The following is a 12,054-nucleotide window of genomic DNA, read 5'->3' as shown; positions in this document are numbered from 1 at the left end:
CGAGACCAGGGATGCGAGCGGGTCAGCCGCGGGCTGAGCCTGAAACGGCAGTCTGTGGCGCCACCCGCTTCGCATAGATCGCCTCGATCTCCGTCGCGAAAGCACGCTCGATCGCCGGGCGCTTGTTCTTCAAGGTCGGCGTGATCAGGCCTTCCTGTATGGTCCACGGCTCCAAGGTCCAATGCACAGCTTTCGGCGTCGCGTAGGAGGGATAGGCCTTCACGGCGCGGGCGATGTGCCGCAGCAGCGATGCCGCCTCGGCCTCGGTGCCGCGCTGGCCGTGCGCCGCGAGCCGCGCCTGCTGCTCGGCCCAGCCCTTGGCATTGAGCACGACGATCGCGGCCAGGAACGGCCGGTTCTCGCCGATCACGATTGCCTGCTCGAACAGCGGATCGGTCAGGATCGCGGTCTCGAGATCGGCAGGCGCGATCTTCTCGCCGGTCGAGGTGACGAGGATGTCCTTGATCCGACCGGTGATGGTGATGCGTCCCGCATCGATGCGGGCCTGGTCGCCGGTGTGCAGCCAGCCGTCCGCTTCCTTGATCCGCGCGGTTTCCTCCGGCCGGCGCCAGTAGCCGAGCATCACGTTCGGGCCGCGCACCATCAGTTCGTCATTGTCGCCGATGCGCACCTCGATGCCGGGCAGGGCGCGACCGACGGTGCGCGGGTCGTTGTCGTCGGGCGTGTTGACGCTGACGACGGGCGAGGTCTCGGTCATGCCGTAGCCCTGCAGCACCTCGAGCCCGAGCGCCAGGAACAGCCGCACCACCGGCTCGGCGATCGGCGCGCCGCCGCTGACGGCGACCCGCAGCCGTCCGCCGAACCGGGCCAGCACCTTGGCGGCGACCAGGCGCTGCAGCAGCGGCCACGCGATACGGTCGAACGCTGACAGGCTCGTTTCGCGCCCATGCTGCGCATCGAAGCGACGGCCGCCGATCGCGATCGTCAGGTCGAGCAGCGCCCGTTCGAGCGGGTTTGCGGTCCCGCGATGATGCATGACCAGCGAGTAGATGCGCTCATAGATGCGCGGCACCGAGATCAGGATGGTCGGACGGACCTCCACCAGATCTTCGGACAATTGTTTCACCGACCGCGCATAGGCGACGCAGGCGCCGATGGCGATCGGGTAATAATAGCCCGCGGTGCGCTCGAACGTGTGCGACAGCGGCAGGAACGACAGGAACACGTCGTCGGTGTCGGCCGCGAGCCGTTGATGAATCGCCTTGAGGTTGGAGACGACGTTGTCGTGCGACAGCATCACGCCCTTGGGCCGGCCCGTCGTGCCGGAGGTGTAGACGATGGCGGCGAGGTCGTGCGGCGCGATGGCGGCCTGGGCGCCGGAAGGCGCGGCGTTGCCGGCTGCGTTCAACCACGCGTCCAGATCGACGAGGCGCGGATCGCCGGTCGGGCCAGCCGGTTGTCGGTCGGCGCAGACGATGCGCCGCAGCTCGGGCAGGGCCTCGCGGACCGCCGCGATCTCCTCCCAGCGGGCGTCCGAATCGACCAGCAGCAGCCGGGCGCCGGAATCGGCGAGGATGTAGGCGATGCTGTCGGCGTTATCGACGGCGTGCATCGGCACCGGCACCAGGCCGAGCGACAGCGCCGCCTGGTCCATCGCGAGATGCGCGATCCCGTTCGGCATCAGGATGGCGATACGCTCGCCCCGGTCGAAGCCCTCGGCCACAAGCGCCCGCCGCCAGCGGGCGACGACGAGATCGATCTCGCGCCAGCTGAAGCTCGCCCATCGGCCGCCTCGCGCGTCGAAATGGCGGTAGGCCGGCTTGTCCGGGCTCTGTGCGACGCGCCAGCGCCAAAGCTCGGGCAGGGTGGTGATGGCGGCCAGCGTGCCGGCCGCCATGGCGTGATCATCGATGGGATTTGATTGCTGCACGCCCGTCTCCGGCGATCCTGGACTCCGTTGCGAGCAGAAGCTCTGCAGCGGCGGATCGCGTCCGACGTTGACGTAGCGCAATCATCGCAAGGCAGGTCGCGCATCCGCGCATGGGAGCCCGGCCATCGCGGCAGGCCGGCACCGCAGCGGACGCCGGACCGGTCGGAGCGTCCATCAGGCGCCCTGCGGGACCTTGTCGAGAAATCCGGTGACGCGCTGGATGCGGCCGTCGGCCAGCTCGACGAAATCCGTGCCCTGGATCGGGGCTTCCGCATTCTCGGGGCCGAGCTCCCAGGAAAACCGCAGATGAGGACCGTGGCCGTCCGCAGCACCGACCAGGCGAAAGCGGAAGTCGGGAAAGCGCTGCTGCACGCCCGCGACCAGGCCATCCACCGCGTCGCGTCCTTCGCCGCGCATCATCGGGTCGACGTAGAGCGCATCCTTGGTCCAGTTGCGCGCGAGCAAGGTGCCGCGCTGCGCGGCGTCGCGTTCGTTCCACAGCGCGATGTAGCTCTCGGCGATCTCGGTCGGGTTGGTCATCGGTGCTCTCCATGTTGTGAACGATGAGGAGCCCATCATCGCGCCCGGCGCGCAGCGAATCGATTACGTCGAACGTCATCTCATCCGGAATGACAGAACTGTAAGTTGCCGCCTGTTTGCGCGAGGCCTACGTCTCGCGCGGCGGCGGTGCGGGGAATGCGTCTCATGATGTCCGACACTTGGAAGTGGATTGCCGTCGCGATCTGCCTGGTGCTGTTCACGGCGGATACCGTGCTCAAGCCGCAGGACAAGCCCAATCGCATGGTGTTCTTCGAGCTGCATCGCGGCGAAAGCCCGACGATGATCGGCATGATGCGCGACGACCTCGTCAAGCTGCCGGGACGCGGCGCCAGCCGCATCCGCGATGCGCTGGCGCGTGGCGAGACGTTAACGGTCTGGCAATATGAATTAAAAAAGATTGAAGACGGCAGCTATCAGGAGGTGCCGGAGCGGCAGATCGAGCTCGGCGCCGCCGATGCGCCGCTCGTCACCTTCGGTGCGCGGATTCGGCTGCCCGATAATTAGTTCGATCCGCCGGGGCCGTGAGCGTCGGGAGGCCGATCGTCTCCCGGCTGCTGGCGCGATGTCGGCGCGACCTCGCTTCATCTCCCTCTCCCGATCAGACGGCGCGGTGCCGCCTGACCCCACCGCAGTCATTGCGGCGCAGGGCCAGGAGCGGACGGCACAAACTTGTGATTGCATCGACGGCCTCTCTTGACGTCGTCGCATGACGCCATGCCCGCGCGAGCCCACCCGCCATCGGGACCGCACCAGCGCCGCTGGGCCGGCGATCCGCGGGACTCGCCTCCCGCCCTGATTGGGGTGTGTCGTGCGAAAGCGCGGCCCCCGGGTTTCTCCGGAGTGCCGGTCGTGCCGCCGTGACGCCGCTGCCGCGCCGATGGGCGAATCATGCCGGGCCTCCGCCTTGCTCGTGGCGCGACCGCCATGTCCGGAACCAGCGTTCGGCCATTTTCGGTGGTAGCGACTCATTGGTGCAGCGGGCTTGCAACACTCGCGGTGAATTTGGCTTTGGTCGCTGCGCTCTCCTGGACAAAAACACGATCTCGAAACACGCTGCATGTGCGATTTGGATTTGGCCTTCGCGTTCCGGTTCTGCGGATGGGGTCGTGATTGCAAGGTCCACCGCAGTCCAAGCATCACAAGAAGCGCATCACACGAAGCGTGCCAAAGTCGGTCAGATCGGTTTCGCCGGGTTGCACTGGGGCTCGACATGAAATTCTGGACGGGATTGCTTGCGGTCGTTCTGTTGCTGTCGGGGGTCGGCGCCAGCCAGGCCGTGGTCCGGATCGCCGATGACCGCGGCGGCCGGATCGGAACCTATGTCGACAAGTACCAGGGCCTGCGATCTTCCGGGGAGTACGTGATCATCGACGGGCTCTGCGCATCGGCCTGCACCATCGTGCTCGGCGCCATCCCGCACGAGAAGATCTGCGTCACCTCGCATGCCAATCTCGGTTTCCACGCCGCCTGGGATTTCGGCGCCAACGGCCGGGCCGTCACCAATCCCGAGGCGACCCAGATGCTGTACTCGATGTACCCGTCGCCGATCCGCCGCTGGATCACCCAGCGCGGCGGCCTGACGCCCCGGATGATCTTCCTGAAGGGCAAGGAGCTGCAGGCGATGTACAAGCCCTGCTACATGGATGCCCAGGCATCCTCGCCCTCGTCCTCGCATGTCGCGCCCAATGCGCCGGCCATCTCTCCGGCCGCGGCCAAGGCCTCCGCCTCCCATTGATAACGGCTGGCATTTGGGCTGATCGGCCGCCCGACTGCGGCGCTTGCCTGGACCGGTTGCGGGGCTTATCTGGAGTCTGAGGGGCGGGCCGCGTGGTCGGCTCCGGCCGATGAGTACGCCATCATGCAGCCTCTTTCAGCGCCGCAAGAGATACCGTCCGTGTCGCAAGCCCGGCGTCCCGCCGCTGTGCCGGCCATCGCGGCGGGGCTCGCGGCGATCGGACTCGTCCTCGGGGCCGTGACGATGTGGGCGCAGTACGGGACCGCGGTGTTCTTCGAGACCCTCGCGGCCGGCTTGCAGGCCTGCTTCTGAAAGACAGTGAAGGAGCGCGCAATGCCGTCCAATATCACCCGTCCGCTGGTGATCGTCGGAGCCTTCGCCGCCAGCCTGGTGATCGGGCTGTCGCTGATGTTCCTCGTCATGGGCGGCGGACGCAACATCGCGGCGCCAGCGGCGATCGGCGGCCCGTTCCAGTTGACCGACCAGAGCGGTGCGGTCGTCACCGAGAAGAGCCTGGAGGGGCGGCCGACTCTGATCTTCTTCGGCTTCACCCATTGCCCTGACGTCTGCCCGACCTCGCTGTTCGAGATCTCCGAGGTGCTGCGCGCGATGGGCAAGGATGCCGACAGCGTCAACGCCTATTTCATCTCGGTCGACCCGGAGCGCGACAATCCGGCCGCGATGAAGGATTACCTCTCGAGCTTCGACCCGCATCTCAAGGGCCTGACGGGCGATCCCGAGGTGCTGGCGAAGGTTCTCACCGAATACCGCGTCTATGCCAAGAAGGTTCCGCTGAAGGACGGCGACTACACCATGGACCACACTGCTTTGGTGTATCTGATGGACCGCAATGGCCGGTTCGTCGCGCCGTTCAACCTGAAGCGAACCCCCGAGGAAGCGGCGGCAGATCTCAAGAAATACCTCTGAGCGCGTTAACGCTCCAGCCGGGCGGCTGCCTCCCGGCCGAATCCAGCCTCGAATTTGCGCTGGGATGCTTTATAAGGCGGTGACCATCGGGACCGCTGATGCCGACCGTCTTGTCAAAGCCTGTGCAATCCACCCGTCTCGCCGTCGCCGGCGCGTTGCTGTGCTTCGCCCTCGCAGCAGCCGGCACCGAGGTGCGCGCCCAAGCGCCGGTGCGGCCGGTCGTCGAGGCGGCGCCGCAGGCCGTCCCTGGTTTCTGGGATCCGCGACGCCGGCCGGAGCGGCCTGATTTGTCGCGCCTCACCGTGATTCGGTTCCTGACCGAGACCGACTATCCGCCGTTCAACTTCACCGGCCCGGACGGCAATCCGGCCGGCTTCAACGTCGATCTTGCCAGGGCGATCTGCGACGAGATCAAGGTCACCTGCACCGTCCAGATGCGCCGGTTCGAAACCCTGCTCGACGCGCTGTCGTCCAACCGGGGCGATGCGATCATCGCCTCGATCGCGGTGACGCCGCAGATGCGGGCGCGGGCCGACTTCTCCGATCCGTATTACCGCGCGCCCGCGCGTTTCGTGTCCCGCCGCGACGCCGTCATGACCGAGATCCGCCCCGAATTTCTCGAGGGCAAGAAAATCGGTGCCGTCGCCGGCACCGCGCACGAGGCCTACCTCAAGGCGATGTTCACCGACGCCGAGATCAAGACCTATCCGAACGACGAAGCGCTGCGGCAGGCGCTGCGCCGCTCCGAGGTCGACCTGATCTTCGGTGACGGCATCTCGCTGGCGTTCTGGGTCAATGGCACCGATTCCGGCGATTGCTGCGCCTTTTCCGGTGGACCTTTCGTCGAAAGCCGTTATTTCGGCGAGGGCGTCGGCATCGCCGTGCGCAAGGGCAACGACCTCCTGCGCCAGGCGCTGAACTGGGCGCTGTTCCGGGTCTGGGAAAAAGGCCGCTACACCGATCTGTGGCTGCGCTACTTCTCGATCAGCCCGTTCTAGAGTTTCACCTGCCGGGTGGGCGAAGGCGTCATGCGCCCGGCCCGCCGTCGCTGCGCATCCACCGTCATTGCGAGGAGCGGAGCGACGAAGCAATCCAGAAGCCTTGTGACGGCTGGATCGCTTCGCTTCGCTCGCGATGACGCCCTGTGTTAGTTTTTTGCTCCTTCGAAACCGGTACTTCAGATGTCCACGATCGATCTCGTCCCGACCAGCCCGAGCGACCTGCGCGCGCTTGCCGAAAACTCCAACGCCTGGCCGTTCGAGCAGGCGAAGGCGATCGTCAACCGGCTGAAGAAGACGCCGAAGGACGAGGTGCTGTTCGAGACCGGCTACGGCCCGTCCGGCCTGCCGCACATCGGCACCTTCGGCGAGGTCGCGCGCACCACCATGGTGCGCCACGCCTTCCGCGTGCTGACCGAGGACAAGATCAAGACCCGCCTGATCGCGTTCTCCGACGACATGGACGGCCTGCGCAAGGTGCCGGACAACGTGCCGAACAAGGAGATGCTGGCCATGCATCTCGGCAAGCCGCTGTCGCGCATCCCCGATCCGTTCTCCAACGAGTATCCCTCGTTCGCCGCGCACAACAATGCCCGGCTGCGCGCCTTCCTCGACCGGTTCGGCTTCGACTACGAATTCGCCTCCTCGACCGAGTACTACACCTCCGGCAAGTTCGATGCGGCGCTGTTGCGCATGCTGGAGCGGCTGGAGAAGGTGATGGCGATCATGCTGCCGTCCCTGCGCGAGGAGCGCGCGGCGAGCTACTCGCCGTTCCTCCCCATTTGCCCGCGCACCGGGCTGGTGCTGTACGTGCCGATCGTCGAGCACGACGCCAAGGCTGGTACGATCTCCTATGACGATCCCGAGACCAAGGAGCGGATGACCGTTCCGGTCACCGGCGGCCATTGCAAGCTGCAATGGAAGCCGGACTGGGCGATGCGCTGGCACGCGCTCGGCGTCGACTATGAAATGGCCGGCAAGGACCTGATCGATTCGGTGAAGCTGTCGGGCAAGATCTGCGCGGCGCTCGGCGGCACCCCGCCGGAGGGCTTCAACTACGAGCTGTTCCTCGACGAGAAGGGCCAGAAGATCTCGAAGTCGAAGGGCAACGGCCTGACCATCGATGAGTGGCTGCGCTATGCCTCGCCGGAATCGCTGTCGCTGTTCATGTATCGCGAGCCCAAGGCAGCGAAGCGGCTGTATTTCGACGTCATCCCGCGCAACGTCGATGATTACCAGCAGTTCCTCGAGGGCTTCTCCAGGCAGGACGCCAAGCAGCAGCTCGGCAATCCGGTCTGGCACATTCATTCCGGCAAGCCGCCGAAGGCCGACATGCCCGTCACCTTCCAGCTGCTGCTGACCTTGGTGTCGTCGTCGAACGCGGAGAATGACGAGACCTTGTGGGGCTTCATCGGCCGCTACCGGCCGGGCGTGACGCCGCAGACGCATCCCAAGCTCGACGCGATGGTCGGCTACGCCATCAACTACTATCGCGACTTCGTCGCGCCGACCAAGACGTTCCGCGAGCCCACCGAGGCCGAGCGCGTGGCGCTGCAGGATCTGCGCGACGCGCTGTCGAACCTGCCGGCTGACGCCACGGCCGAGGACATCCAGAACGTGGTCTACGAGATCGGCCGCCGCGAGCCGTTCCTCGACCACGCCAAGAAGGGCAAGGACGGCCGCCCGGGCGTGTCGCTCGACTGGTTCAACATGCTCTACCAGGTGCTGCTCGGCCAGGAGAAGGGCCCGCGCTTCGGCTCCTTCGTCGCCGTCTACGGCCTGAACAATGCGGTGGCGATGATCGACGGGGCATTGGCACGCAGCGCGTGAGGCCAACGCTGGTCATGACACAAAAGGTGTCGTCCCGGCCTTGAGCCGGGACCTATAGCCATCGGCCAACATGTGGCGGAGGGTCTCCGCCACCTTCTCAACCAATCAGGATTCCGCGGTATGGGTTCCGCTTTCGCGGGGACGACGGCGGAATGCGCGGCGGCGCTTTCCACCGCCGCGCGGCGAGCGAACTACACCCCTTGCAGCACGAAGCGGCGGTCGAGCTTCTGCACCGGACGGGCGTTCATCGGATACAGTTTTGCGAATTTCGCCACGTCGGCTTCCGCGACCGAGACCGGCTCGCTCAGCAGCAGCCATTCGACCACCTCCGAGCAGGGCGGCGTCGTCAGCGAGCCGGCATAGCGAAAATAGGAGCGGCGCGCTGGCAGCATCATGTGGGGATTGATGCGCGGATCAGCCTTCACCGCGGGACCCTCCTTGTCCGGCATCGTCGCGACGATCTGCGCGAAGGCGGCGTTGGGGCGGCCGGTGGTCATGAGCACGCCGAGGACGGCGAGGCCGCCGGAGGCGGCGCGATGCACGAAATGCGCCTCCATCGGATAGTTCTTGCCGCCGATCTGGTGCTCGCTCGGACGATGGAAATGCACCTGCAGCAGCTTGTAGGTGGTGCCCTCGAGCTTCATGGTGCTGCTGCCATCGGCGAAGTTGAGCTGGATGGTGTGGCCGTTGTTGACGATGGTGTCGGCGGTCCTAGCCCAGTTCAGCCTGAAGTCGGGCAGCTGGGCCCGGGTCGAGTGCTCGATGTCGATGGGCGATTGCTGGGTGCCGACGCCGCAGACCTTGTTGGCCGCGTCGAGATCACCCCATTTGGCCGGTCCGGTCGCGCCCTCATAGCTCCAGTGCGGGGCGCCCTCGGCGGCGAAGCCCGGGGTGGCGCAGACGGGGCACAGGGCGAGCCCCGCCAGGGCCTTCAAGAGGTGGCGGCGGTCCATGACAATCTCCAAAGGTTCAAGCGTGGGCATGATCGGCTGCGAATCGCGCGCAACAGGAAAGCCGAATCAGGTTAACTCTTGCTGAGGAACCGGTTGCACCCTCGCGAATTCGCCGTCGCTCGGATACAACCTGAGCGGGTCAGCCGCTGAACTGTCCCGGGCAAACGATGCTTGAGTTCGCCGCCCCCTGCCGATACGGTCGGCCGCTCCCGAAAACATCAGCAAACTCAAGCTCAAGCCAGGACCGCGCGAAGGTGCCTAAAATCTACAAAATCTGCTCAGCTTCGGCCTGGCGCGAGGCGGAGCGGCTGGGCGTGTACCGCGGCAGCGCGGACGATCTGCGCGACGGGTTCATCCATTTTTCGACCGCCTCCCAGGTGCCGGAGACGGCGCGGAAGCACTTCTCGGGGCAGAGCGCGCTGTTCCTGGTCGAGGTCGAGGCGGATGCGCTGGGGGCAGGCTTACGCTGGGAGCGCTCGCGCAACGACGAGCTGTTCCCGCATTTGTATGGCGAGCTCGATCTCGGCGCCGTGACCGCCGTTCACCAGATGCACAGCCGTGCCGATGGCGGCCACGACCTTCCGGAATTGAAGCCGTGATCCGCGCTTTCGACCAGCTCTCGCTGCCGCTGCTCCGATGGCTCGACGCCGAGGATGCGCACCGGCTCGCCATCCAGGGCCTGAAGCTGCTGCCGGCGATCAAGCCGCGACCGGATGATGCCAAGCTCGCGGTGCGCGCCTTCGGGCTGAACTTCCCTAACCCGGTCGGCATGGCCGCCGGCTTCGACAAGAACGCCGAGGTGCCGGACGCGCTGCTGCGGCTCGGCTTCGGCTTCGTCGAGATCGGTTCGGTGACCCCGCGGCCGCAGAGCGGCAATCCGCGCCCGCGGCTGTTCCGGCTGGAGCGCGACGAGGCGGTCATCAACCGCATGGGCTTCAACAATGACGGCGCCGAGATCGTGCTGCGCCGGCTGGCCGGCCGCGCTCATCAGGGCGGCATCGTCGGCGTCAATGTCGGGGCCAACAAGGATTCGGCCGACCGCATCGCCGACTATGTCCGGCTGATCGAGACCTTCGCGCCAGTGGCGAGCTATTTCACCGTCAACATCTCCTCGCCCAACACGCCGGGCCTGCGCAATCTGCAGCAGGCCTCGCAGCTCGACGAGCTCTTGTCCAAGGTGCTCGAGGCGCGCGACCGTATCAGGCGGAAATCCGGTGACACCCCGGTTCTGCTCAAGATCGCCCCCGATCTCAGCCTCGCCGAGCTCGACGACGTCGTCCACGTCGCCCGCTCGCGCGGCGTCGACGGCATGATCGTGTCGAACACGACGCTCGCCCGGCCGAGCTCGCTGCGCGAGCAGTTGCGCGCCAGGGAGCAGGGCGGCCTGTCCGGGCGGCCGCTGTTCCGGCTGTCGACCCGCATGGTGGCCGAGACCTTCGTGCGCGTCGAAGGCGCGTTCCCGCTGATCGGCGTCGGTGGCATCGACACCGGCGGCGCCGCGCTGACCAAGATCCGCGCCGGCGCCAGCCTGATCCAGCTGTATTCCTCGCTGGTCTACAAGGGCCTCGGCCTGGTCGAGAGCATCAAGGCCGACCTGACCTCGACCCTGCTGCGCACGGGACGCGATTCGCTGTCGGAGATCGTGGGCGCCGATGCCGCCACGATCACCGCCGAGGATTGGCCGGTCTAGCGCGCGGTCTATCGTCGACAAAGAATGTAGGGTGGGCAAAGCGCAGCGTGCCCACCATTTGCACGTCAAGGAAGGCGGCGGGCACGCTGCGCTTCGCCGCCCTACGACCCTCATGATTTCCCGAACGACGCCCGCAACAGCGCCGGATAGCGCGCGGCCTGGAAGCCGCCGCGGGCCGCGTAGAAGCTCAGCATCGCGATCCACAGGCCCGTATTGCCGAAGCCGCGCAGCGCCAGCCAGGTGCCGAGGAAGACGACCAGCGCCGCCACCATGAGGTTGCGCATGTCGCGCGCCCAGGTGGCGCCGATATAGACGCCGTCGAATGCAAAGGCGAACACCGACAGCAGCGGCGACGCCACCACGAACGGCAGGTAGTCGCGCGCCGCACGGCGCACGGCATCGCTTGCCGTCATCACGTCGATCAGCACCGGCCCGAACAGCGCGAAGATCGCGGCCACCGCGAGCGCGAAGCCGAAGCCCCAGGTCAGCACCAGCCTCGTGGCGCCGGCGAAGGCGTCCTTGTTGCGCGCGCCGAACGCGTAGCCGCAGAGCTGCTCGGCGGCATTGGCGAGCCCGTCGAGGAAGAAGGCGGCCACCAGCAGGAAATTGTTCAGCACCGCGTTTGCGGCGAGCGTCGTGTCGCCGGCGCGCGCGCCTTGCGAGGTGAAGAACAGGAAGGCCACGATCATCGCCGCGGTGCGGATCATGATGTCGCGGTTGACGGCCATCATGTGCATCAGCTTGGCGCGGTCGAGCAGCGCCGCACGCGACATCCGGGCGTCGGCCTTGACCAATCGGCGCGCCAGCACGAGGCCGATCGCGACACCGACCGTTTCCGCGATGACGGCGGCGATCGCCGCGCCGGCGATGCCGGCCTGCAGCACTTGGACGAACAGGATGGTCGCGGCCATGTTGATCAGGTTGATCGCGACCTGAACGCCCAAGGCGAGCCGCGCACGCGCCAGTCCGACCAGCCAGCCGAGCAGCACGTAGTTGGCGAGCGCCAGCGGCGCCGACCAGATCCGGACGATGAAATAGCTGCGGGCCGCGCTCAGCACGGCGTCGCTGCCGCCCATGATGTCGAAGATGATCGCGCCCAGCGGCAGTTGCAGCGCGATCAGGCTGACGCCGATCAGCGCGGCCAGCACGAGGCCGCGGACCAGGACCATCAGGATCTCGTCGGTCTCGCCGGCGCCGAGCGATTGCGCAGTGAAGGCGAGCGTGCTGGCGCGGAGGAACCCGAACAGCCAGAACAGGCAGTCGAAGATCACCGAGGCCATGGCGACGCCGCCGAGCATGGCCGCTTCACCGAGCCTGCCGATCGCCGTGGTCGAGACGATGCCGATCAGCGGCGTGGTCAGATTGGCGATCATCGCGGGGCCCGCGATGTCGAACACCTGCGCAGTCGTGACTTTGGCTGAAGCGGTCAAGAACGGCTCTTTGATTGGCGAAACGCGCGACACGCGCGT

General features: G+C 66.6%; 12 protein-coding genes. 8 read left to right on the top strand and 4 right to left on the bottom strand.

The features are described 5' to 3' along the window. Nucleotides 1-22: 22 nt before the first annotated feature. A complete protein-coding gene (locus QX128_RS09685; protein ID WP_316237345.1) occupies nucleotides 23-1,891 on the bottom strand; it encodes an AMP-dependent synthetase/ligase in 1,869 nt (622 codons plus the stop codon). A 174-nt stretch (nucleotides 1,892-2,065) separates the two neighbouring features. Further along, nucleotides 2,066-2,431 carry a nuclear transport factor 2 family protein gene (locus tag QX128_RS09680; protein WP_316181981.1) on the bottom strand — a complete coding sequence of 122 codons (366 nt, stop codon included), beginning with the start codon at nucleotides 2,429-2,431 and terminating at the stop codon, nucleotides 2,066-2,068. A gap of 165 nt (nucleotides 2,432-2,596) precedes the next feature. Between QX128_RS09680 and QX128_RS09675 the strand changes: the two genes are divergently transcribed. From QX128_RS09675 to QX128_RS09650, 6 genes are all read left to right on the top strand, one after another. Then, the gene (locus QX128_RS09675; protein WP_315801576.1) at nucleotides 2,597-2,956 is read left to right on the top strand and encodes a hypothetical protein; all 360 of its coding nucleotides are present in this window, start codon (nucleotides 2,597-2,599) and stop codon (nucleotides 2,954-2,956) included. Nucleotides 2,957-3,662: 706 nt separating this feature from the next. After that, nucleotides 3,663-4,187, top strand: a complete 525-nt coding sequence (locus tag QX128_RS09670) for a hypothetical protein (protein WP_315801575.1) — start codon at nucleotides 3,663-3,665, stop codon at nucleotides 4,185-4,187. Between the two features lie 159 nt (nucleotides 4,188-4,346). After that, entirely contained in the window at nucleotides 4,347-4,499 is a 153-nt protein-coding gene (locus tag QX128_RS09665) for a hypothetical protein (protein WP_315801574.1), read from the top strand. Between the two features lie 21 nt (nucleotides 4,500-4,520). Continuing rightward, on the top strand, nucleotides 4,521-5,114 hold the full coding sequence (locus QX128_RS09660; RefSeq protein WP_316237344.1) for an SCO family protein: 594 nt from the start codon (nucleotides 4,521-4,523) through the stop codon (nucleotides 5,112-5,114). 98 nt (nucleotides 5,115-5,212) lie between these two features. Next, entirely contained in the window at nucleotides 5,213-6,112 is a 900-nt protein-coding gene (locus QX128_RS09655; protein ID WP_315801572.1) for a transporter substrate-binding domain-containing protein, read from the top strand. Nucleotides 6,113-6,295: 183 nt separating this feature from the next. After that, nucleotides 6,296-7,942, top strand: a complete 1,647-nt coding sequence (locus tag QX128_RS09650) for a lysine--tRNA ligase (protein WP_316237343.1) — start codon at nucleotides 6,296-6,298, stop codon at nucleotides 7,940-7,942. 191 nt (nucleotides 7,943-8,133) lie between these two features. Here the strand turns inward: QX128_RS09650 and QX128_RS09645 are convergent, their stop codons facing one another. Then, a complete protein-coding gene (locus QX128_RS09645) occupies nucleotides 8,134-8,895 on the bottom strand; it encodes a carbonic anhydrase family protein (RefSeq protein ID WP_316237342.1) in 762 nt (253 codons plus the stop codon). A gap of 254 nt (nucleotides 8,896-9,149) precedes the next feature. Here QX128_RS09645 and QX128_RS09640 point away from each other — a divergent pair, with 254 nt between their 5' ends. Continuing rightward, nucleotides 9,150-9,494 carry a DUF952 domain-containing protein gene (locus QX128_RS09640; protein WP_315801569.1) on the top strand — a complete coding sequence of 115 codons (345 nt, stop codon included), beginning with the start codon at nucleotides 9,150-9,152 and terminating at the stop codon, nucleotides 9,492-9,494. Continuing rightward, nucleotides 9,491-10,585 carry a quinone-dependent dihydroorotate dehydrogenase gene (locus QX128_RS09635; protein WP_316237341.1) on the top strand — a complete coding sequence of 365 codons (1,095 nt, stop codon included), beginning with the start codon at nucleotides 9,491-9,493 and terminating at the stop codon, nucleotides 10,583-10,585. Before QX128_RS09640 ends, QX128_RS09635 begins: the two co-directional genes overlap by 4 nt. 110 nt (nucleotides 10,586-10,695) lie before the next feature. Here QX128_RS09635 and QX128_RS09630 read toward each other — a convergent pair whose 3' ends face one another. Then, nucleotides 10,696-11,982, bottom strand: coding sequence for an MATE family efflux transporter (locus QX128_RS09630; RefSeq protein WP_316237381.1), 1,287 nt, complete (start codon nucleotides 11,980-11,982; stop codon nucleotides 10,696-10,698). Nucleotides 11,983-12,054: the final 72 nt, after the last annotated feature.

The sequence above is a fragment of the Bradyrhizobium sp. SZCCHNR1015 genome (genome assembly GCF_032489875.1).
Classification (GTDB): Bacteria; Pseudomonadota; Alphaproteobacteria; order Rhizobiales; family Xanthobacteraceae; genus Bradyrhizobium.
This window is presented reverse-complemented; position numbering and strand designations above follow the sequence as displayed.

Bases quoted from the DNA above. Each gene is read 5' to 3' on its own strand.
- QX128_RS09680 (WP_316181981.1), bottom strand. From the start codon at position 2,431: ATGACCAACCCGACCGAGATCGCCGAGAGCTACATCGCGCTGTGGAAC.
- QX128_RS09675 (WP_315801576.1), top strand. From the start codon at position 2,597: ATGATGTCCGACACTTGGAAGTGGATTGCCGTCGCGATCTGCCTGGTG.
- QX128_RS09670 (WP_315801575.1), top strand. From the start codon at position 3,663: ATGAAATTCTGGACGGGATTGCTTGCGGTCGTTCTGTTGCTGTCGGGG.
- QX128_RS09660 (WP_316237344.1), top strand. From the start codon at position 4,521: ATGCCGTCCAATATCACCCGTCCGCTGGTGATCGTCGGAGCCTTCGCC.
- QX128_RS09655 (WP_315801572.1), top strand. From the start codon at position 5,213: ATGCCGACCGTCTTGTCAAAGCCTGTGCAATCCACCCGTCTCGCCGTC.
- QX128_RS09650 (WP_316237343.1), top strand. From the start codon at position 6,296: ATGTCCACGATCGATCTCGTCCCGACCAGCCCGAGCGACCTGCGCGCG.
- QX128_RS09645 (WP_316237342.1), bottom strand. From the start codon at position 8,895: ATGGACCGCCGCCACCTCTTGAAGGCCCTGGCGGGGCTCGCCCTGTGC.